The sequence below is a fragment of the Sphingobacterium bovisgrunnientis genome (genome assembly GCF_009829085.1).
In the GTDB taxonomy this organism is placed as follows: domain Bacteria; phylum Bacteroidota; class Bacteroidia; order Sphingobacteriales; family Sphingobacteriaceae; genus Sphingobacterium; species Sphingobacterium bovisgrunnientis.
The window spans coordinates 219,551-240,550 of sequence record NZ_WUQY01000001.1 but is presented as its reverse complement, the minus strand read 5'-3'; the positions used below and the strand labels follow the sequence as shown (position 1 = coordinate 240,550).

At 36.5% G+C, this 21,000-nt stretch carries 20 protein-coding genes; 13 read left to right on the top strand and 7 right to left on the bottom strand.

What is annotated here, in order from left to right; translation table 11 throughout:
- Positions 1-118: 118 nt before the first annotated feature.
- Positions 119-688, top strand: coding sequence for a hypothetical protein (locus tag GOQ16_RS00885; protein WP_160066980.1), 570 nt, complete (start codon positions 119-121; stop codon positions 686-688).
- On the opposite strand, the gene GOQ16_RS00880 is transcribed toward GOQ16_RS00885, so the two are convergent.
- Positions 689-1,186, bottom strand: a complete 498-nt coding sequence (locus GOQ16_RS00880; RefSeq protein ID WP_160066978.1) for a hypothetical protein — start codon at positions 1,184-1,186, stop codon at positions 689-691. It abuts the gene before it with no gap.
- A 139-nt stretch (positions 1,187-1,325) separates the two neighbouring features.
- On the opposite strand from GOQ16_RS00880, the gene fumC reads away from it, so the two are divergent.
- The 3 genes from fumC to GOQ16_RS00865 are packed head-to-tail and all read left to right on the top strand — an operon-like array spanning position 1,326 to position 4,272.
- Positions 1,326-2,729, top strand: a complete 1,404-nt coding sequence (fumC, locus tag GOQ16_RS00875; protein ID WP_160066976.1) for a class II fumarate hydratase — start codon at positions 1,326-1,328, stop codon at positions 2,727-2,729.
- A complete protein-coding gene (locus tag GOQ16_RS00870; RefSeq protein ID WP_240140936.1) occupies positions 2,684-3,262 on the top strand; it encodes a fumarate hydratase in 579 nt (192 codons plus the stop codon). Before fumC ends, GOQ16_RS00870 begins: the two co-directional genes overlap by 46 nt.
- A gap of 59 nt (positions 3,263-3,321) precedes the next feature.
- On the top strand, positions 3,322-4,272 hold the full coding sequence (locus tag GOQ16_RS00865) for a hypothetical protein (protein ID WP_160066974.1): 951 nt from the start codon (positions 3,322-3,324) through the stop codon (positions 4,270-4,272).
- A gap of 75 nt (positions 4,273-4,347) precedes the next feature.
- Here GOQ16_RS00865 and GOQ16_RS00860 read toward each other — a convergent pair whose 3' ends face one another.
- Complete coding sequence (locus GOQ16_RS00860) at positions 4,348-5,451, bottom strand: toxic anion resistance protein (RefSeq protein ID WP_160066972.1); 1,104 nt, start codon at positions 5,449-5,451, stop codon at positions 4,348-4,350.
- 3 nt (positions 5,452-5,454) lie between these two features.
- A complete protein-coding gene (locus GOQ16_RS00855) occupies positions 5,455-6,231 on the bottom strand; it encodes a 5-bromo-4-chloroindolyl phosphate hydrolysis family protein (RefSeq protein ID WP_160066970.1) in 777 nt (258 codons plus the stop codon).
- A gap of 121 nt (positions 6,232-6,352) precedes the next feature.
- Here GOQ16_RS00855 and GOQ16_RS00850 point away from each other — a divergent pair, with 121 nt between their 5' ends.
- A complete protein-coding gene (locus tag GOQ16_RS00850; protein WP_160066968.1) occupies positions 6,353-7,366 on the top strand; it encodes an acyltransferase in 1,014 nt (337 codons plus the stop codon).
- A 65-nt stretch (positions 7,367-7,431) separates the two neighbouring features.
- On the opposite strand, the gene GOQ16_RS00845 is transcribed toward GOQ16_RS00850, so the two are convergent.
- Complete coding sequence (locus GOQ16_RS00845) at positions 7,432-7,806, bottom strand: DUF3127 domain-containing protein (RefSeq protein ID WP_160066966.1); 375 nt, start codon at positions 7,804-7,806, stop codon at positions 7,432-7,434.
- A gap of 69 nt (positions 7,807-7,875) precedes the next feature.
- Between GOQ16_RS00845 and GOQ16_RS00840 the strand changes: the two genes are divergently transcribed.
- The 8 genes from GOQ16_RS00840 (at position 7,876) to GOQ16_RS00805 (ending at position 14,933) form a co-directional block, all read left to right on the top strand.
- Positions 7,876-9,057, top strand: a complete 1,182-nt coding sequence (locus GOQ16_RS00840) for a THUMP domain-containing class I SAM-dependent RNA methyltransferase (protein WP_160066964.1) — start codon at positions 7,876-7,878, stop codon at positions 9,055-9,057.
- Positions 9,041-9,688 carry an HD domain-containing protein gene (locus tag GOQ16_RS00835; protein WP_160066962.1) on the top strand — a complete coding sequence of 216 codons (648 nt, stop codon included), beginning with the start codon at positions 9,041-9,043 and terminating at the stop codon, positions 9,686-9,688. The genes GOQ16_RS00840 and GOQ16_RS00835 overlap by 17 nt, the downstream gene beginning before the upstream one ends.
- A 44-nt stretch (positions 9,689-9,732) precedes the next feature.
- A complete protein-coding gene (locus tag GOQ16_RS00830; protein WP_160066960.1) occupies positions 9,733-10,563 on the top strand; it encodes a phosphodiester glycosidase family protein in 831 nt (276 codons plus the stop codon).
- 16 nt (positions 10,564-10,579) lie between these two features.
- On the top strand, positions 10,580-11,344 hold the full coding sequence (locus tag GOQ16_RS00825) for a glycerophosphodiester phosphodiesterase family protein (protein WP_160066958.1): 765 nt from the start codon (positions 10,580-10,582) through the stop codon (positions 11,342-11,344).
- 1 nt (position 11,345) lies between these two features.
- Positions 11,346-12,182, top strand: a complete 837-nt coding sequence (locus GOQ16_RS00820) for an endonuclease/exonuclease/phosphatase family protein (RefSeq protein ID WP_149913934.1) — start codon at positions 11,346-11,348, stop codon at positions 12,180-12,182.
- A 33-nt stretch (positions 12,183-12,215) separates the two neighbouring features.
- Complete coding sequence (locus tag GOQ16_RS00815; protein WP_160066956.1) at positions 12,216-12,980, top strand: DUF4197 domain-containing protein; 765 nt, start codon at positions 12,216-12,218, stop codon at positions 12,978-12,980.
- Between the two features lie 108 nt (positions 12,981-13,088).
- The gene (pepT, locus tag GOQ16_RS00810) at positions 13,089-14,351 is read left to right on the top strand and encodes a peptidase T (protein WP_149913932.1); all 1,263 of its coding nucleotides are present in this window, start codon (positions 13,089-13,091) and stop codon (positions 14,349-14,351) included.
- An 18-nt stretch (positions 14,352-14,369) separates the two neighbouring features.
- Positions 14,370-14,933 carry a nitroreductase family protein gene (locus GOQ16_RS00805; RefSeq protein WP_160066954.1) on the top strand — a complete coding sequence of 188 codons (564 nt, stop codon included), beginning with the start codon at positions 14,370-14,372 and terminating at the stop codon, positions 14,931-14,933.
- 43 nt (positions 14,934-14,976) lie between these two features.
- On the opposite strand, the gene GOQ16_RS00800 is transcribed toward GOQ16_RS00805, so the two are convergent.
- The 3 genes from GOQ16_RS00800 to GOQ16_RS00790 all read right to left on the bottom strand — a co-directional run bounded on the left by GOQ16_RS00800 (position 14,977) and on the right by GOQ16_RS00790 (position 20,835).
- On the bottom strand, positions 14,977-15,786 hold the full coding sequence (locus GOQ16_RS00800) for a glycerophosphodiester phosphodiesterase family protein (RefSeq protein ID WP_160066952.1): 810 nt from the start codon (positions 15,784-15,786) through the stop codon (positions 14,977-14,979).
- Between the two features lie 231 nt (positions 15,787-16,017).
- The gene (locus GOQ16_RS00795) at positions 16,018-17,541 is read right to left on the bottom strand and encodes a RagB/SusD family nutrient uptake outer membrane protein (protein ID WP_160066950.1); all 1,524 of its coding nucleotides are present in this window, start codon (positions 17,539-17,541) and stop codon (positions 16,018-16,020) included.
- Between the two features lie 42 nt (positions 17,542-17,583).
- Entirely contained in the window at positions 17,584-20,835 is a 3,252-nt protein-coding gene (locus GOQ16_RS00790; protein ID WP_160066948.1) for a SusC/RagA family TonB-linked outer membrane protein, read from the bottom strand.
- Positions 20,836-21,000: the final 165 nt, after the last annotated feature.

Genomic DNA, 21,000 nt, shown 5'->3' with positions numbered 1-21,000 from the left:
AAATAACAGTTAATTCTATTTAATGTATAGATAATTCAATATTTATTAAAACAAATTGTATTCCAATCTCTTTATTATCAATAAATAATTACCAATCTTTGAATTTAATTTGGAATTTATGCACGAAATCGAACCTTTCTACAATTGGAGACATGAATATATTGCTGCGGATGATGAGAAATCTCCATTCTACGGCACGGTTTACAATGAGTTCGAATTTGATAAACAAGTGTATAACTACCTTTTACATCCCCAATGGGATGACTTTGGTTCACAGACACTTTACCTGAAAGTCATCTATACGGATTACGATAAACAGTTTGCTGTGATTGAATTTATTGGAGAGTGGAATGACGCCATTTACAATGACATTATGCTGCTCAAGCGAGAGATAATCGACATCATGATTGGCGAAGGTATCACCAAATATATTTTAATAGGTGAGAATGTGCTAAATTTCCACGGTTCTGATGATTCCTATTACGAAGAATGGTTTCAAGATATTGAAGATGGTTGGATTGCAGGCTTGCATTTCCGCGAGCACGTTATTGAAGAATTGCAATCGCAGAATATTGATTATTATTTGAACATTGGAGGCTTCTTAAATGAAATTCCTTGGCGCACTTTAAAACCAAGACAATTGTTTCATCATATCGAAGAGCATATGCAAAAGCGACTGGGCATGTAATTATTCTACGATTTTATTGTCAAAGTCTTCTCTTCTATAAATTCCGGGTGAAGCATGATCCAATTCTGGAAAATCAAAATTTACCAAATTAACATAGGGAACTTCAGTCAAACAATACACAACTTCAGCCATGAAAGCATAGTTGCCTGTCGAACCCAATTGTTCTAAATAAGAAACATCACCTAACTTGACAAATACTGTGTCAGCAGAAGTTCTTGAGAGACTTAAGTCTAACTTTTCATAACGTCTATTGAGTACATCCATCACAAAATCAACAGTCAAGTCATCTGGAATATCATTTTTGACCATACTATCTCCCTCCGCATCATACGTCCAAAGTGTACCAAAAACATCTTGATCTATTCTTTGAGTCGTATCAAGTGTCGCGGATGTAGAATCTGAATTATTAGTATCAGAACCACGTTCGCCTACACATGAAAAAATAAGAATAAAAGCACAAAGTGATAAAATAAAACCTGTTGACTTATGAGCATTCATCGTAGCATATAATTAGAGTGAAAGATTATTAAATATACTATTTTTTGACAATAAAGTTGTTTTTCATATGTAGCTTCAAGTTTCTATTCTATATATAATTCAGTAACTTTGGGACACAAAAAAATAAAACTTTACTATCATGTCATTCAGAATAGAAAAAGATACAATGGGTGAAGTTCAAGTGCCTGCAGACAAATACTGGGGTGCACAAACTGAACGTTCACGTAATAACTTTAAAATCGGACCTTCAGGCTCTATGCCGAAAGAAATTATTGAAGGTTTTGCTTATTTGAAAAAAGCTGCTGCATATGCAAACCACGAATTAGGCGTATTACCTATCGAAAAACGTGATGCTATTGCTGCAGTTTGTGACGAAATTTTAGCTGGTAAATTGGATGATCAATTCCCATTGGTAATCTGGCAAACAGGTTCGGGTACACAATCCAACATGAACGTAAACGAGGTTGTGGCTAACCGTGCGCAAGTATTGGCTGGTGGCAAAATCGGTGAAGGTGAGCCTGTATTGAAAGCGAATGATGATGTAAACAAATCACAATCTTCAAACGACACGTACCCTACGGGAATGCACATCGCAGCTTACAAAGCGGTAGTAGAAATCACAATTCCGGGTGTAGAAAAATTACGCGATACATTACAACGTAAATCTCAAGAGTTTATGAACGTGGTGAAAATCGGCCGTACACACTTGATGGATGCTACGCCATTGACTTTAGGTCAAGAACTTTCAGGTTATGTAGCGCAATTAAACTATGGCATCAAAGCTGTTAAAAATACTTTAGCTCACTTAGCAGAAGTTGCTTTGGGCGGTACTGCGGTAGGTACAGGTTTGAATACACCTGCTGGATATGATGTTGTAGTAGCTAAATATATTGCAGAATTTACGGGTCATCCATTTGTGACTGCACCTAATAAATTCGAAGCTTTAGCGGCACATGACGCTATTGTAGAAACACACGGCGCATTAAAGCAATTGGCTGTTTCATTGAATAAAATTGCGAACGATATCCGTATGTTGGCTTCAGGCCCTCGTTCGGGTATTGGGGAGATTTTAATACCTGAAAACGAACCAGGTTCCTCTATTATGCCCGGTAAAGTTAATCCAACGCAATGTGAGGCTTTGACAATGGTAGCAGCGCAAGTAATGGGTAATGATGTCGCTATCACTATTGGTGGTACGCAAGGTCACTATGAATTGAACGTTTTCAAGCCATTAATGGCAGCTAATTTCTTACAATCAGCTCGTCTTATCGGTGATGCTTGTGTTTCTTTCGAAGAGCATTGTGCTGTAGGTATCGAGCCTAATTACGCACGTATCAAAGAATTAGTAGATAATTCATTGATGTTGGTAACAGCATTGAATACTAAAATTGGATACTATAAAGCTGCTGAAATTGCACAAACAGCACACAAAAACAACTCTACGTTGAAAGAAACAGCTATCGCATTAGGCTATGTGACAGCTGAAGAATTTGACGAATGGGTGAAACCAGAAGAAATGGTTGGAAGTTTAAAATTAGCTTAGTGATTAAACTTTCGAAAAAATACACTTTAACAAGAGCATACCTATCAATTTTGCTGGGTATGCTTTTCGCTTTTTCGAGCTGCTACCGTCATTCGGATATGCAGACTGAAGGCGTGAAAGATCTTCAAGGTGTTTGGGTGCAAGATAGTGTTGACAATAAGGAACAATTGTTGAGCTACACGCTTCACGAATTCACTTTTCGTTGTGATTCCATTTATGCAGTAATGGATGTCCATGCAAAAACCAAAACAATGCCTGACTCTTGTTTCCAGAATGGAAATTGGAAAGAATATGCTAAAGGTGTATACGTACAACGAGGCGATAGTTTAGTCGTAGAAGGCGTATATACACGTCCAAACGGCAAACAAAAGATATCTGGCTGCTACAAAAATGGTCAGTATTTGCCCCGCTTTAAAATTATTTCTATTGCTGCTGATAGCATCGTCTTGCAAAATAAGTTTGAGTCCAAACCTATTACTCTCCGCAAAACGCAAGATATTACCTGCGTCCCTAAAAAACGTTGGGAAATGTAAAATTTAAACTTAAAATGCCAAATAATATTGGCATTTTTAGTTTAAATTTTTAACCCAATATGAAAAGACTTTTATTCCTTATTGCCACAATTCTTATTAATGTTTGTTATGGTCAAAGTGATAGTACCAAAACTATTAATTTGATTTCCTATATATCTAAGGGAGAAACTTTAAATTATTCTGTCTTAAAAATATCTATTGATTCTAGTAGTACTAAAGAATCAAAGACCACTGAAAATTCCTTCAATTTTAAAATCACAGTAAAAGACTCTACAGATTCAAACTATATTATCAGCTATTATCGAACTTTAGATGTATTTGCAACGCCTCAGTTGAGTAATTTAGAAGAAAACATACAACAAAAGCTTATTGAGTTATCTACTATAAAATTCGATTATGAAACAAATGAGTTAGGGGCCTTTAAGCGTATTATAGATGAGGATGAACTTTCCGAGAAGATATCTTATGACTTCGAAAGATTATTAAATATTCTAAGCGCAGAAACGAATGATGAAAAAACACTAGAATTTATAAAGGGATTTATAGGTTCCATAGATCCGAAGTCATTAATTACTACATATGCGCAAGACATACATGCTTTACATTATGCTTTGGGTGCTTCACTCAATCTTCGAGATACCATTCCATTTGAAGAAGAAATTGTTGCACCAATTTTAAACGCTCCTATCACCATGAATGGAATACTGTATTGTGATGAATACGACCAAGAAAATGATTTTATCTCTATAATCCAAGAGATGACAGTTGAAGGAAATTTCATGGAAAAAGTTTTTGATTTTTTCAAAAAATACGAAAACAAAGAAAAACCTATTAACGAACAAGAATTTAAAGATCTGCAAATGGACATTTACTTCCATAATACGTATCAATATAATTCAGCTTATGGTGTAGCTACTTATATTGAACTATACAAAGAAATAACAGCTGAAGGAAAAGATGAAAGTATCAAGAGAATTGATATTTATGAAATTTCCCTGATAGAGGAATAAAATAATTGAATTTCTCCTACTCCTAACATCGAAATGACGTATATAATTAACAAGAGCCGCTTAAAGCGGCTCTTACTAATTTATTAACTTCGAATCGTCTGAAGACTTCAGCAAATTTTGCTTTAATTCGTTTTCGGATTGTAATAATTCTTGCTCTACGACTTTACGTTTTTCGCGACCATCTCGTTGAATTTGTAATACCTGTTCGATTGTGCTGATAATGTCAACATTCGCCTTTTTGATCGTCTCGATATCAACTATTCCACGTTCCGTTTCACGTGCTACATTGATTGTAGATTCTTTGAGCATTTCAGAATTCTTACGTAACAATTCATTTGTTGCATCAGTCACCGCTTTCTGTGCTTCTAAAGCACGTTGCGAATGCGCAATACCCAAAGTCAATACCATTTGATTTTTCCAAAGCGGTAAAGTATTCACAATACTGGATTGGATTTTTTCCATCAGCGATGAACTGTTGCTTTGGATCATACGAATCTGTGGAGCAGTTTGCAAAACGACCATACGCGTTAACTTCAAATCATGAATCTTACGCTCAAAACGTACGACATGCTGCTCCATATCTTTGTATGCTTGGATTTTGTGTTGATCTCCCGATTCCTCCGCTTCTTTTCGTAATTGTGGCAACGTCACCGAATGTACTTCTTGCAATTTCTCCTCTCCTGCCGCAATATGCAAAGAAAGCTCTTTGAAATAATTCTGGTTTTCTTGGAAAAGCTTATCAAATATATTGACATCTTTCAACAAGGTTTTATAATGCCCTTCTAATTTTAGTTCAATTTGATGTATATTTTTTTCCACCGAAGCATACTCTGTACGCATTCGTTGCACCTTTTTCTTCAATGTATCAAAAAAAGGAATCAACGGCTTTTTATTTAGATTTTCATCAAAAGATTTGATATCCGAACGTAGATTCAATAAAATATCCTCTGCACCGCCCATATCTTTTGTTCGAACTTGCTTTAAGATTTCATTCGAAAAATTACTTACTTTCGTCTGACTCGCTACACCAAATTGAATGATATCCGTAGTCGATTGCAAGTTTATTTTATCCTTATATTGTTTGATTACCGCTTTATCTTCTTCCGAAAAGTTAACCTGAATTTCTTGGTTCTTATTCGGTGTATTATCGTCGTAAGTTGTCAAATCTATTGTACTCATATTTTAGTCATTAAGTAGTTTTTTATTTTTTAGCGTTTGAATGTACACATCTGACTCAGCAGATACATCCAACAAACGGTATTTAATCAAATTTGTCACATCTTGCTCAATAGCCGAAGATGCTTGCACCAAAACCGATTCCAACTTGTTTTTAGATTCTAAGGTTATGGCATTATTCAATTTTGTTTGTTCCAAATCGTAATATTCACGCAATACATTGACCACAGTGCCATGCCTTACCAGAAATTTTTCAGCTTCCATAATATCACGTTGTTCCAGTAAATGAAACATGCGTACAATCTTTTCTGTGTGGGCTTGCAACGTTCTATTCAGAATAGCTTTTTGAAAAAACATCAACTTAGTAACAAATGATTGTGGCGTTTCCACTTCGGCTTGCGCCAATTCTAATCGACGCTGATGCGCAATGTTATTGACCCAAGTCAATTGTCTGACTTCCGAAAGTTCTATACGCTGCAAATAATCTTTGGATTGCCCTAATAACAGCCCATTACCTACGATATACGAACTTATGTATCCAACAATAGTTGCCAACATGCCTGAAGACATGGCACCCGCGAAATAATAAAATGAAAAGAATAAGCCAAGTTGAATAGCTAATAATACCCACGCTAACGCATACCAAGAACGCACTTTACTTTTGGAAGCTTGCGACATCATCACCAAAGGATGTATCGGCGGAACAAAAAATAAAATAGACAAAAAAGTCCATTTCAGTTGTCCAAATTCCCATCTTTTAGTTTTCTTTGTCGCAAAACCCATTTTTATCAATTAATATAATCACTTCTAATATACTCAATTTTCAAGCTTTCTGCGGAAATAAATTCCACCGTATAGACAGAAAACGTTCAATTCCTATTCCAATATTCAATATTTTTACATAATGGCTACAAAAAACAACTATATCAGCTACTTACGTGTCATAGCGACAGTGTTTGTCATATTGATTCATGCCAGCACTGGTTTTTTGAATCGCTTTGATGCCGATAGCTTTGATTGGAATTACGCCAATTGGATTAATTCGGCTACCCGATGTTCTGTTCCTATATTTGTCATGTTGTCTGGTGCATTATTATTACACAAGGACGAAGAAACTTGGACTTTTTACAAAAAGAGAATTACCAAATTAATATATCCATTCGCTTTTTGGACTATAATATATTTAATCTATTACTTCTATCGGTATACGAAATTCTCGTTATTGTCGTCAGAAAAAATCATCGCTATTGCACAAGATAAAATTTTACATGGCGCAAATGCACATTTGTGGTATTTATATATGATTATTGGATTGTATTTAGCTATTCCTTACTTACGCAAAATAATAAATCAGGTGAGTATACGAGAACTAGAGATATTTCTAGTATTATGGTTTCTTTCGATGTTCGTAATGAACAAATTTTATTATCCTGTAGTTCCGAAATTTGACCTTACGTTCTTTTCAGGTTATTTAGGTTACTTGGTATTAGGATATTATTTGTCCGTAAAATCATTCAAATGGAACAAATGGCTACCTATAATAGGATATATTTCGATTTCCATGTTCACAGCTTACATGACGTACACATGGAGTTTATCCGCAAATAAATACAATCCCCATTGGTATCATTATGTTTTTCCAAATACGGCTCTCGCAGCTGGCTTTTTGTTTATTTTCTTCAAAAAGATAATACCACAAGACGCCAAACTTCCCAAATGGATTCAGATTGTCGATGAACATAGTTTTGGGATTTACTTGGTTCATATACTACCCCTGAATTATATTCATCCTTTTATCTCCAAATATATGAGTACAGTTTGGGTGATACCTTTTGCAACGCTATTAACAATACTATGTTCTATTGGAATAATTTATGTCTTGAGGAAAATTCCTTATGGGAAATATGTGAGTGGGTAAAAAGCAAAAAAAGCTATCTCGAACGAGACAGCTTTTAAAAGTATGTGGTATACGGTTTTTATTTACTAGAATGGTAAATCATCGTCATCAGCACCTGATGAAGAAATATCTACTGGAGCTGGCATATCATTATATGAAGGCGCAGAAGCAGCAGCTGTATTAGCTAATTTTGTCACTCTCCAAGCTACCAAAGAATTGAAATAAGTTGTAACACCTTGCGCATTTGTCCATGGACGACCACGTAAATTGAAAGAAACTTCAACCTCTTCGCCAACAGCTAAATTATCAAATATATTAACTCTATCTTGCGTCGCTTCAAAACGAATATATTCCACAAATTGTGGGTTTTCAGCGTATGCAACAATCATATCTCTCTTTTTAAAAGACTCAGTAACCTGTTGTACAGCACCTACTTCGTGAACTTTTCCTCTGATTTCCATATCATTAATTGTATTAAACCGTAAAATTACACAATTTTTGCGTTCAAGATTAATTAACTTTGCACAAATATGAAAGAAGTTTTCAACACAGCAAGCAAAGTGATTATAACTTGTAACAAGAGATTATCACCATTCCTTCAAGAAGAAATTAAAGAGTTAGGATTCGAAATAAAAAGAGCATTCAATACAGGAGTGGAACTTCATGCTTCTATTAATGACTGTATCCGTTTGAATCTTAATCTGCGTACCGCAAGTCAGGTACTATATGAAATCAGTGCATTCCGTGCGAACGATCCAAAAGAATTATACGATGCATTAGTGAAAATCGAATGGGAAGAACTTATCCCTTTTGATGGTTATTTCACGGTGACATCTAATGTACACAACGATACAATCACTACCCCATTATTTGCCAATGTAAAGGTGAAAGATGCGATTGTAGACAGAATAAAAGATAAAAAAGGTGTCCGTCCAGATACAGGTCCAGACGCGCACAAAACGGTGATTCATTTGCACTGGATGGAAGATCGCGCGGAGATTTTCTTGGACACTTCGGGTGAAACATTAGCTAAACATGGCTACCGCAAACATCCAGGAAAAGCCCCAATGTTGGAAGCATTAGCGACTTCGACTATTATGGCGACAAAATGGGATGGCAAATCACCATTTATCAATCCAATGTGTGGTTCGGGTACATTAGCAATAGAGGCAGCATTAATTGCACAAAACAGAATGCCGGGATTGCAACGTATGAATTATGCATTCATGCATATCATTGGTTACAATGAGGAAGTCTTTTTTGAAGAAAGAAGATTGATAAAAGATAAGGCGAATAAACACAATATTCCTCAAATCATAGCTTCTGACCTTTCGGAGCAGGCCGTAGAGATTGCAAAGATGAATGCGCAAACTGCTGGTGTAGAGCATTTAATTCAATTTGAAGTATGTGATTTTGCCGAGACAACAGTTCCCGAAGAACCAGGGGTTATCATGTTCAACCCTGAATATGGTGAACGTTTAGGAACGCACAGCAAACTAGAACTTACGTACAAACGTGTCGGTGATTTTATGAAACAAGAATGCAAAAATTACCGTGGCTACGTATTTACAGGCAATCCAGACCTTGCAAAGAAAATTGGTTTAAAAGCTTCTAGGAGATTTGAATTTTTTAATGGTAAATTAGACTGCAGATTATTACAATACGAACTTTACGACGGAACAAAAGAAAAATCACATGCAACAAACAATTGATCTAACCGTAGCATTTGTACAAGATAGGCTGAAATTTGCTGAATCAGGACATGATTGGTGGCATATACAGCGTGTTTGGAACAATACGAAATTGATACTAGAAACAGAAGAAGCCGACCATCTTGTCTGCGAATTGACTGCACTCTTGCACGATATCGCTGACAGTAAATTTCATGATGGTGACGAAACCATTGGTCCACGTGTGGCTGGCGAATTTTTAGCTTCAATAGGTGTAGATCAAAAAATTATAGAGCATGTACAGAATATCATTCTGAATATGTCTTTCAAGGCTTCGTTGGGAGAAGTAGCATTTCATTCCAAAGAATTGGAAATAGCACAAGATGCGGATCGATTAGACGCAATTGGCGCTATAGGAATTGCCAGAGCTTTTAGTTATGGTGGATACAAAAATAGAGAGATGTATGATCCAAACATAAAACCGAAAACGAACTTGAGTAAAGAGGAATACAAAAATACTACAGCTCCTACGATTAATCACTTCTATGAGAAATTATTGTTGCTCAAAGATAAAATGAATACACCTACGGCGAAAGCAATAGCGGAACAAAGACATCAATATATGGAAGGATTTTTGCAACAATTTTATGCAGAATGGGAAGGAAAAAGATAATCGTACTTTAAATTAATATAAGATATTTAAATTAGGCAGTAATTATGAAAAACATTACTGCCTTTTTATTTATAATCTTATTTCCCTTACTAAGTTTTAGTCAAACAAGTAGCGAGAAAGATTCGCTCGCATTTGTACAACAACTTTGGCAAACTAAAAAAATTGTTAAAGGAATTCTGTGGAAAAGCGCTTCTACGTCAACCATATTCAATAGCAATCAGATCATAAACATCCTTGAAATTGATCTTAAGAAGAATCAAAAAAAATTTGGACTCAAAGCCCTTCCAAAAAGTCGTGAATTGACATCCAAACTAGCGCAAGAAGCAAATGCGATAGTGGCGATTAATGGTGGATTCTTTGATATGAAAAATGGTGGAGCAGTTGATTTTATCAAAGTTGAAAATTTCGTTGTGAACCAGACACTTTCTAAAAGTGTGCGTGCCAATGCTTATTTCGCGTTCGACAAAAAATCAACGCGTATTACTTCCGACTCTTCATCGATTGGCTACTACCCAAATATTATGCTTGCTGGACCAATGCTTTTAGCTCAAGATGCAAGAGTACAACTTTCCAAAAATGCATTTAATGACAATAGACATCCGCGAACTGCCATTGGATTAAAAGGAAATAAATTAATCCTCATTACTGTGGATGGTCGTAGAAATGAATCGCAAGGCATGAACTTGCATGAGTTGACCAATATCCTAAAGTGGTATGGTTGCGAAAATGCAATGAATCTTGATGGTGGTGGGAGTACGTCAATGTATATTCGCGATCAGCCGCATAATGGCATTGTGAACTATCCTGCAGACAATAACAAATTCGATCATGCAGGCGAGCGAAAAGTTTCTAATATCATATACTTTACTAAATAAATCAGCACTTACGATTATGAAAAACATTTCATTACTTATCTTATTACTATCCACATTTGCCATTACAACATTTGCACAATCCACCAAAATTGTTGCTCATCGCGGTGTTTGGAAAAACACAAAAGTGCCTCAAAATTCAATTGCGGCGTTAAAACATGCCATTGAACAAAAAGTCTGGGGAACTGAATTTGATGTTGTATTGGCCAAAGACGATGTCTTGGTTGTCAATCACGATAATGATTACCAAGGAACGGATATAGCCACTAACGATTACGCGACATTAAGTCAGAAAAAACTAGCTAATGGTGAGAAATTGCCTACGGCAGAAGAATACTTACGCGAAGGCTTGAAACAAAAACGTACTAAAATGGTTTTTGAAATTAAACCGAGCGCATTGGGGGTAGAACGCTCTGTTCAAGCTGCTGAATTAGCGTACAATTTGGTGAAAAAAATGAAAGGTTTGAAAAAAACGATTTTCATCTCATTTAGTTATGATGCATGTTTACACTTGAAGAAATTGGATAAAAAAGTACGCGTGCAATATTTGGGTAGCAATAAAAGTCCTATAGATCTCTACAACGACGGTTTTTCTGAAATGGATTTCAATTACAATGTATTCAAGAATAATCCAACATATATTCAACAAGCTAAAGAACGAAAAATGAAAATCAATGTTTGGACGGTGAACAATCAAGAGGATATGCAATACTTCATTGATCAAAAAGTAGATTATATCACGACGGACGAGCCTGAATTATTGAAACAAGTATTAAAGAAATAATATGAAAAAGACGCTTAGTTTGGTGCTATTGCTGTGGTGCTCCTATCAAGCATTTGCACAGTCCATGCATGTGGCAACTTATAATATTCGCCAACGCAATCAGGTAGACACGGGAAATCTGTGGATAGACCGTAAAGACAAAGTCTGTAACCTTATAAAGTATCATGAGTTTGATGTTTTTGGTGTTCAAGAAGCCTTTAAAGATCAAATGGATGATATGCAAAAGCTTTTACCAAAATATGCTTACGTTGGTGTAGGACGTGATGATGGTAAAGAAAAAGGGGAATATTCGGCTATTTTCTATAAAAAAGATCGCTTCAAAGTAATCAAAAGTGGAACATTTTGGCTTTCTACTACAGATACCGAAAATCCTAACAAAGGTTGGGATGCCGCATTACCGCGTATTTGCACTTGGGGAGTTTTTGAAGATCTAAAGAATGGTAAGCAATTTATTCTGATGAACACACATTTTGACCATGTCGGAAAAATTGCAAGAAAAGAAAGTGCGAAATTGATGCTTCAAAAAGCAAAAGTTTTAGCATCGAATCTCCCATTAATCGTGATGGGCGATTTAAATGTAGATGAAAACGATGAAGCCTATTTTACATTAGCTAACTCACTAAGCATTCAAGATACTTATGAGCTGGCAAGTATTGTCTACGAACCAAATTCAACATTCAACGGTTGGGGGAAAAGCATCAAAGCAAAAGGTCGTATTGATCATATCTTCGTTTCCAAACCATTTTCGGTCTCGAAGTATGGTATTTTGACAGATACCTACTTCGGAAAATATCCTTCGGACCATTTTCCTGTAGCCGTACATATGGACTGGAAATAAGATTTTGTATTTTTGCGTTTCAATAGTATAGATATGAAAACAATTAAATATTTGGCATTAGGCATTGCTTCGTTGCCGTTATTCACAGGCTGCGAGACAATGAGTCAAATCGCTAGTACATTACCGCAAACGAATCCGGGCTCAACGACTTCGAATCCAAACTCCAATAGTGGAACGATAACGCAAACGGAGGCTGCAACAGGTATCAAACAAGCATTGAATAATGGTCTGCAAAATAGTATCAAAACTTTATCTGCTAGCAATGGCTTTTATGGTGATGTGTTGGTAAAAGTGATGATGCCACAAGAAGCACAAAAAATCGAGCAAGTTTTGCGTTCTGCAGGAATGGGTAAATTAGTTGATAATTTTGTACTTAGTTTGAATAGAGCTGCTGAATCAGCAGTAAAAGAAGCTGCACCTGTATTTGTGAATTCGCTTTCGCAAATGACTGTGACGGATGCTTTTAATATTTTATTGGGTTCACAACAAGACGCTGCAACTACATTCTTTAAAAGAACGACTTCAGCTACTTTAACACAGAAGTTTAGTCCTATAATAGAATCTGCACTAGGTAGAAATAAAGTTAATACGTATTGGACGCAGTTAACATCAGCGTACAACACATTCTCTACGAATAAAGTACAAACGGATTTAAATGCTTATGTCACGCAAAAAGCAATCGATGGTCTATTCTTGAAAGTTGCTGATGAGGAATTAAAAATCAGACAAAATATTGGTGGATCTCGAAACTCCAGTATTTTGCAATCTGTTTTTGGATGGGCTGATAAACAAAAATAAGCGGGTAGGGAAGCCATAAACTTCCCTATTTTCTTTATTTGATCTTGACAATAAACATACCTTAAAACTTTCTTTCTTTGCTACATTTGTAATGCAAAACATGTTAAAATGGATAATTCTATTATAAATAATCTATCTAATCTTTCTGTTGCAGATCGTTTTATACGTTATGTTCAGATTGATACCCAATCCGATGCAGAATCGGTGACATTTCCTTCTACAGCCAAACAGTTGAATTTAAGTAAACTTTTGGTCGAAGAATTGAAAGAAATCGGCGCTACTAATGTGGAACTCGATGAAAACGGCTATGTTTATGCGACGATTCCATCGAATACTACGAAAGATGTTCCTGCTATTTGTTTTTGTTCGCACGTAGACACTTCACCAGATTGTTCGGGCACAGATGTCAAGCCAATTGTTCACTACAATTACCAAGGTCAGGATTTGGTTTTGCCTGATGACAATTCAGTCGTGATTCGCTTTGCGGAACACAAAGATTTGGCAGAACAAATCGGTAATGATATTATCACCGCTTCAGGAACGACATTGCTTGGTGCGGACGACAAAGCTGGAGTTGCTGAAATTATGGAAGCAGCTAAATTGTTAATTGCACATCCAGAAATCAAACATGGTGACATCAAAATTTTATTTACACCAGATGAAGAGATTGGTCGTGGTGTGGATTTTGTCAATTTAGAAAAAGTAGGTGCTCAATTTGCCTACACGATGGACGGAGAAAAGGCTGGAACTATTGAAGACGAAACATTTTCTGCTGATGCTGCCACAATCACCATTCACGGAGTTTCGGTACATCCAGGATTTGCCAAAGGAAAAATGCAATCGGCTATCAAAATCGCTTCTAAAATTGTAGAATCTCTTCCGACAGATAGACTTTCGCCAGAAAGTACATCGGGCAAACAAGGTTTTGTGCATCCAACAGGCATATCAGGTTCGGTAGAAAAAGCAATAATTCAATTTATCGTAAGAGATCATAATACGGCGAATTTGGCGAGCCACGCAGCAGAATTGGAAAGCATTGCAAGGGCTGTTGTGGCACAATATCCAGGTACTACTTTTACCTTGGAAACAAAGGAGCAATACCGCAACATGAAAGAAGTATTGGATCAATTTCCACAAATCATGGAAATTGGTTTGGAAGCTATTGAACGTGCAGGAATGACAGCCGAACGTCGTAGTATTCGTGGTGGAACTGATGGTTCAAGACTGTCATTCATGGGATTACCGTGTCCGAATGTATTCGCTGGAGGTCATGCTTTTCACGGTAAAATGGAATGGGTAAGTAAACAAGATATGGAAAAAGCGGTGAAAACTATTCTTCATATTGCCGCTCTTTGGGAAGAAAAAGCTTAATTTAATTATTAAAATATTATGTCAAACGAAGTTTTAAAAGCAATTAAATACCGTAGAACGGTTAATCAAAACAGTTTTACGGATCAAGATATTTCAAAAGAAGATCTACTTACGATTTTAGAAGCTGCAAATGCTGCTCCTACACACAAACGCACACAACCTTGGCGTTTTGTGATTTTCCGTAAGGATGGTTTGGAAAGATTAGGAAGTGAATTAGCACGTATTTACAAAAACATTACGCCAGCGGAAAAATACACAGAAGTGATGAAACAAAATATGGCGAAAAAAGCTACTCAATCAAATGTAGCTATTGCCATTATTGTGAATTACACAGGTGAATTACCGGAATGGGAGGAATTAGCAGCGACTGCTTGTTCGGTTCAAAATATTTGGTTGGCAGCGCATTCGTTAAATATTGGTGGATATTGGGCGACTCCAGGATTAATCAATCATTTGGGTGAATTCCTTCAATTAGAAGAAAACCAAAAATGTATTGGTTTATTCTATTTAGGACACCACAATGCGGAACCACGTGAGCCTGCTCGCTCTCCAATCGAGGATAAAATCCGTTGGGAAGAATAATAAAAAATGTAAAGGGTTGCCAAATTGCCAACCCTTTACATTTTTATTTTAAATTTTCGATATACTGCAAAAGTGGAATTGGTCTATCCGATTGTATAACATGAGCTCCCTTTTGAATTAACCAGCCCCAAGTTTCGTCTGGCTGATTTTGTTCTACAGCTCTATCATCATCTCTTCCTGCACACAAAGAAGCCCACAGTGAATTATACCACAATAAATATCCTCTTTCACGGACTTGCTTTAGATATTGGAAAGCCTCCTCATTTTCTTGTTGAAACACGGCTTGAAACATTGTGTTTTTACGCGAAAAATAAGACTCCACATATTCTTTGTAATCTTCTTTATTAATATTGATAATTGGCATTAGTTTAATATCAGGAGGGATTTTACCAAATTTTCTTTCTATATCTTGCAATGAATTACCACCATCGATGCTGATATACACTTCGTCTTGCATGCTCATTTTTTGAATTAATTGAACGACCAATTGAAAATGCTGAAAGCCTTTGTCAAAATTCAAAAATATGCGTCCCTTACTGCTTTGCATAAATTCCTCTAAGCTTGGAATTTTATGATCTGTTGTACGACCTAAACCATTGCGTAAACGAAAAGTCTGCAATTCAGCCCAAGTATAATCACTTACTTTCCCCTTCTTATTGGTCGTTCTATCTATAGTTTTATCATGCATGAGGTACAATACAGAATCCTTGGACAATTGTACATCCAACTCATATATATGCGCGCCCATAGCTATTGCATTTTCTAGACTTTGGATACTGTTTTCTGGAGCGTTACGCCAATCACCACGATGTGCTGCTACTAAAGTCTGATCAGCAGACTTTGGGTTATCCAAGATTTGTTGGGTTTTTTTATACGTTGAAGTCTGGGCCTTTGCAAAGCTTACACCGCTTAAAAAAAACAGAATAGTAAAAAATAAATAATAATTTTTCATAGAGAATGTATACTTTAGGTTTAGAAAAATTTAGAAGTTCAAATATACTTTAAAAGAAGTAAAGTTTGCACCTCTACGTAAATAGTAGAAACACAAACTCTTAAAAGATTATAATTGATTTGAATGTAATGACTATTGGTATCCTGGATTTTGATACATTTTTATTGGATCCAATTTGTATTCATCAAAAGGGATAGGGAAGTATCGATCTTTAGTCGTAATATTCGACAACTTCGCATTACCATAATTAGCCTGTTCTTTTTTCTTGAAATAAGTAACCAATTCCTCTGGATTGTATACTCTTATCAAATCAAACCAACGGTGGTTTTCAAAAGCCAATTCCACACGTCTCTCGTGTAAAATAGCATCTTTTAACGTTGGATATTTGTTAGCATATGTAGCATTGACTCTAGAAATCTCATACGACGGAAGGCCTGCGCGATCACGTACTTCATTCAATATTACAATAGCTTCTGCATCTTTACCTAAATTCATTTTAGCTTCTGCCAACATCAGCATGACATCTGCATAACGAATCAAAATCCAGTCATTTCCACCCCAGCCAGCTGTCCCAGCCGCTTCGCTATTGTCTCTAAACTTAGTAATAAACCAATCATTTACCCTAGAATCAGTAGCAAACTTTACCGAAAAATCCTTACGAATGTCACCTGCTTCGTATTCGTTAACCAAGTCTTTACTTGCGCGTGTTCCCACTCCTGTAGATGGAAATTGAGAATTGATAGATTCACCTCGCGCTTGGTTATTACGAGCAATACTTGAATGGTAGTTTTGATCGCCTTGCAAATATTGTATTTGGAAAATCAACTCGTCACAATTCATTTTTTGTTCTACATCAAAAACAGTACTGTATGCTATTTCGGACAACTTACCAAAGTTTCTCATTCCATACGCGGTACTCAAATGTTCCTCTGCCTTTCTAAAATTTCCTACTTTATCGGCTTCTAGGGTACTTCCTATGGTCAAGTATACCTGTCCAAGAATAGAATGAATAGCCGCTTTGGACGTTCTTCCAACCGCATAATCCTTTTGTTGATTAGGTAAATTACTATCCAAAGCATCTGTTAAATCCTTAATAATTTGTGCATACACATCGGATTCTTTGGCGCGATAAGCCAACTGATCTGCTTGTGTTTTAGTAGTAACTTCTTCAGTCGATAAAGGCACATCACCAAATTTGCGTACCATATGAAAATAAAGTAATGCACGAACAAACTTTGACTCGGCCAAATAACGCTTTTTCAAGTCTTCTGCTGCAAAGGTCATGTTGTCAATTCGGCTAATCACTGTATTCGCACGTGCGATACCATCATACATCGATGACCAATGTGTACGTAAATAGCTATTGCTTGGTAAAATCGAAAAATCATTGAATTGGAAAGGCTCACCAGAATTAGACTGATTGTCATCACGCCCCGAATTATCTGAACGTTCTTCACTATACAATGCACTTCCTTCGCCAATCGTATTGCCCGATCGCAAAATCTGATACAAACCATTCACCGCTAACAAAGCATCATTTTCTGTTTGAAAGTAACTTTCAACAGAAACCGCATTCGGATCCAATTGGTTCAAAAAATCATCTTTACAAGAGCTCAATGCTAATATTAAAAATGGTAATATATATCTTTTTTTCATGTTGTTGTAGTTGATTAAAAGTCCTGCTTTATTGAAGATGGATTAAAAAGTAACTTTGACACCGAAATTAAACGATCTAACCAACGGGTAAAGACCGTAGTCAACACCTGGTGTTAAATTACCGCGTTGATTATAATCTGGCTCTGGATTGTACCCTTTGTATTTGGAGAATGTCAATGGATTGTCTACAGTAGCGTATACGCGTAACCCGGCTAATTTCCATTTTTCTACTAGATTATTCGGGACAGTATAGCCCGCCATTATGTTTGTCATTCTCAAGAATGATCCATCTTGCAGATAAAATGTAGACAGACGTGTACTGTTACTCTGTGTACCACCACGTGCTGCACGATATACTTTTCCATTACCCGGATTAATTGCTGAACGGTAACGTTGCGCTACGTCAGCATACTGGTTGCCACTTCCTTCCATATTATACAAGTAGTAATCATAGCCATCCAACACCATATTGCCTTGCGAACCATTAAATGAAGTACGTAAGTCAAAATTCTTGTATCTTAAATCTACAGCAAAACCATAAGTGAAATTTGGATGTGGATTACCGATGACACGTTTGTCGTCATCATTCACTACACCATTCCCATCAACATCTTCGAAATATAAATCACCAGGCTGTAATGCTGTTGTAGAAGCTGAAGATGGAGCTACTTTATCGTAGTTTTCTTCCGTAGCAACGCCTAAGACTTTAAATCCATAAAACATTCCGATTGGACTTCCTTCTTGCGTGATATGCGTATGGTAAGAACGCTCAGCTCCATTAGTAATAATTGTCGAGCCTCCACCCAAATCAAGAACTTTATTTCTGTTTACATTGATATTTCCACTGAAACCTAGATCAAAATCAGAAGAGCGTATTATACGTGTATCTAACTGCACATCAAAACCCTTGTTTTGAACTTTGCTATTTGGTAAATTGGTTAAGATCGTCGTCGCACCAGATACCGCTGAAACGGGCTGATTGAATAATAAATCCGTTGATCTACTTAAATACAGGTTTGTAAGCAAGTTGATTCGTCCATTAAGGAAACCTAAATCCAATCCTGCATTATATTGAGATGTTTTTTCCCAACCGATGTTTGCATCTTTCAAATCCAATGGATAATATGCAGTCTCTACACGATCTCCGATGATCACGCCCGTTGGGCTACTGAAATTGGTAATATTTGCATAATCTCCAATATTATTATTACCACTACGTCCCCAGCTTGCTCTCAACTTCATGGTAGAACCTTGGCCTAACCAATTGTTATAGAATTCTTCGTTAGAAATCGTCCATCCAGCTGATAAAGAAGGGAAAACACCCCACTTATTGTTCACACCAAATCTCGATGAAGCATCCGTACGTATAGAAGCCGACAAGAAATATTTCGAATCAAAACTGTAATTAACGCGTGAAAAATAAGACTGCAAGGTCGTTACACGCTTAAATGCATCCTGTAAAATAAAGTTTGAAGGATCGGCTCCTTTATCTGTAATTTGGCCTATGGCATCATTTTGAAACCCTCTCGCACGCACCGCTATATAATCTGTATCTGTGCGCTGCGCCGAATAACCTGCCAAAGCACCAATAGTATGTTTTTCGTTGAAAGTTTTGTTGAAATTCAAAATTGCCTCGACCAACTTATCAATCTCACTTCTGGTATTTGCGTCAGCGTATGCTGCTGTTTTAGCGTTATCTGAGAAAGGTCTATTGTTTCCATTAGAAATACTCGTTGGTCTAAAATAGTCGTATTTCTGATCATTCGTAGAAATACCGCCATTTATCTTCAAAGAGAGACCATCTACAATTTTAAAATCAGCATACGCGTTGTATAAACCACGCTTACCTAATCGTGTATTTTTAATTTTAGATACATATGCTAATGGATTTTCTGGATTTTGAATCCCATATTGCGAAGCTGATAATTGGCCCATCCCAAACTGAGCATATGTGCCATCTTCATTATAAACAGGCAATGTCGGCAAATAAATCAGTGCTGACATTGATGGACTTCTGTCGAATCGACCCGTTGTCACTTCGTCATTGTCATTGAATGTAAAAGATACATTCGCGCCTACAGTAAGGCGTTCGCTAATTTTCGAATCTACATTCGTGCGGAAATTAAACGTTTGTTGCCCCGTATTCAACATAATACCTTTTTGATCTTGGTACGATCCACTTAAAAAGTATTTTGTTTTATCTGTACCTCCAAAAGCCGATAAATTATGTCGTTGAAAAGGTGCATTTCGGTATAAAGCATCTTGCCAATCAGTATCATATTGTGCTTTTTTAGCTGTGCCTGTAGCAAAATCATAGTACTCTTCAGGAATAGTGATCGATCCTGCATTACCCACACGTGCCACACGATCCGCATTACTATCAAAGCGCATATTGTCATTCCAAGAACCACCGCGACTTATTACTAGATCACGATACGTATTGTTTCTACCATCAATTAATAAATCGATAAATTCTTCCGAATTCAATAAATCAATCTTCTTAGACAACTGTCCAAAGCCTGCCAAAGCCTCATATTCTACATTACTCTTGCCTGACTTACCACGTTTAGTAGTGATTAAAACCACACCACTAGCTCCTCTAGAACCATAAATAGCTGCAGAAGCCGCATCCTTTAAAACATCTATACTTTCGATATCATTGGGATTGATATTCAAATTATTTCCTGCTGGATAGCCATCTATTACATATAAAGGATCAGTACCCGCATTGATCGACCCCATCCCGCGTACACGTATTTTCGTACCATCATACGGTGCACCAGAAGTTTGCAAGATTTGCACACCTGCTATTTTTCCTACCATCGCTTGACCCAATTTCGGTGAGCTCAAATTTAGTTCTTCCGCTTTCACACTGGAGATGGCACCAGTAACATCTGATTTACGAACTTTTTGATAACCAATAGACACCAAGACTTCCTCGATTTGCTGACCTTCTTCTTGTAGTACAATCTTGAAATTATCAGTCTGCGCCACCGTATGTACAACATCTTTAAAGCCTACAAACTTAATAACCAACACATCATTTTCTTTTCCTTCCAATTTAAACTGACCATCTACATCAGTTTGAACTTGTACTCTTGTCGAAGAATTCGTAACCGTTGCTCCCGCAATAACATTACCTTGTTGATCTAAGACTTTACCTGAAATCTTTTGTTGTTGTATAACAGAATTCAACGAATTGGTAGCTATGCCTTTAGGCGCAGCTTCAAGAGAAAAAGTTGAAACGGATAAGGACATTAAAAGCCAGAAAAGCTTTTTTGACTTGTTTTGCATAGTGTATGATACAATTGTTTAGTCGCAAAACTAGCCCAACCGTGTTAGCTTAATACGTGTTTAATGTTAAGAAAACAAGAATTACAACGTCAGAATTGCACTGAAAAGTGATTTATATAAAATTCACGTTAAGCCTTCGTTAAATAACAACTGAATACGTTATAA

Bases quoted from the DNA above. Each gene is read 5' to 3' on its own strand.
- pepT (WP_149913932.1), top strand. From the start codon at position 13,089: ATGGATAATTCTATTATAAATAATCTATCTAATCTTTCTGTTGCAGAT.
- GOQ16_RS00795 (WP_160066950.1), bottom strand. From the start codon at position 17,541: ATGAAAAAAAGATATATATTACCATTTTTAATATTAGCATTGAGCTCT.
- GOQ16_RS00845 (WP_160066966.1), bottom strand. From the start codon at position 7,806: ATGGAAATCAGAGGAAAAGTTCACGAAGTAGGTGCTGTACAACAGGTT.
- GOQ16_RS00830 (WP_160066960.1), top strand. From the start codon at position 9,733: ATGAAAAACATTACTGCCTTTTTATTTATAATCTTATTTCCCTTACTA.
- GOQ16_RS00860 (WP_160066972.1), bottom strand. From the start codon at position 5,451: ATGAGTACAATAGATTTGACAACTTACGACGATAATACACCGAATAAG.
- GOQ16_RS00855 (WP_160066970.1), bottom strand. From the start codon at position 6,231: ATGGGTTTTGCGACAAAGAAAACTAAAAGATGGGAATTTGGACAACTG.
- GOQ16_RS00880 (WP_160066978.1), bottom strand. From the start codon at position 1,186: ATGAATGCTCATAAGTCAACAGGTTTTATTTTATCACTTTGTGCTTTT.
- GOQ16_RS00815 (WP_160066956.1), top strand. From the start codon at position 12,216: ATGAAAACAATTAAATATTTGGCATTAGGCATTGCTTCGTTGCCGTTA.
- GOQ16_RS00865 (WP_160066974.1), top strand. From the start codon at position 3,322: ATGAAAAGACTTTTATTCCTTATTGCCACAATTCTTATTAATGTTTGT.
- GOQ16_RS00850 (WP_160066968.1), top strand. From the start codon at position 6,353: ATGGCTACAAAAAACAACTATATCAGCTACTTACGTGTCATAGCGACA.
- GOQ16_RS00825 (WP_160066958.1), top strand. From the start codon at position 10,580: ATGAAAAACATTTCATTACTTATCTTATTACTATCCACATTTGCCATT.
- GOQ16_RS00835 (WP_160066962.1), top strand. From the start codon at position 9,041: ATGCAACAAACAATTGATCTAACCGTAGCATTTGTACAAGATAGGCTG.
- GOQ16_RS00805 (WP_160066954.1), top strand. From the start codon at position 14,370: ATGTCAAACGAAGTTTTAAAAGCAATTAAATACCGTAGAACGGTTAAT.
- GOQ16_RS00790 (WP_160066948.1), bottom strand. From the start codon at position 20,835: ATGCAAAACAAGTCAAAAAAGCTTTTCTGGCTTTTAATGTCCTTATCC.
- GOQ16_RS00885 (WP_160066980.1), top strand. From the start codon at position 119: ATGCACGAAATCGAACCTTTCTACAATTGGAGACATGAATATATTGCT.
- GOQ16_RS00840 (WP_160066964.1), top strand. From the start codon at position 7,876: ATGAAAGAAGTTTTCAACACAGCAAGCAAAGTGATTATAACTTGTAAC.
- GOQ16_RS00820 (WP_149913934.1), top strand. From the start codon at position 11,346: ATGAAAAAGACGCTTAGTTTGGTGCTATTGCTGTGGTGCTCCTATCAA.
- GOQ16_RS00870 (WP_240140936.1), top strand. From the start codon at position 2,684: ATGGGTGAAACCAGAAGAAATGGTTGGAAGTTTAAAATTAGCTTAGTG.
- fumC (WP_160066976.1), top strand. From the start codon at position 1,326: ATGTCATTCAGAATAGAAAAAGATACAATGGGTGAAGTTCAAGTGCCT.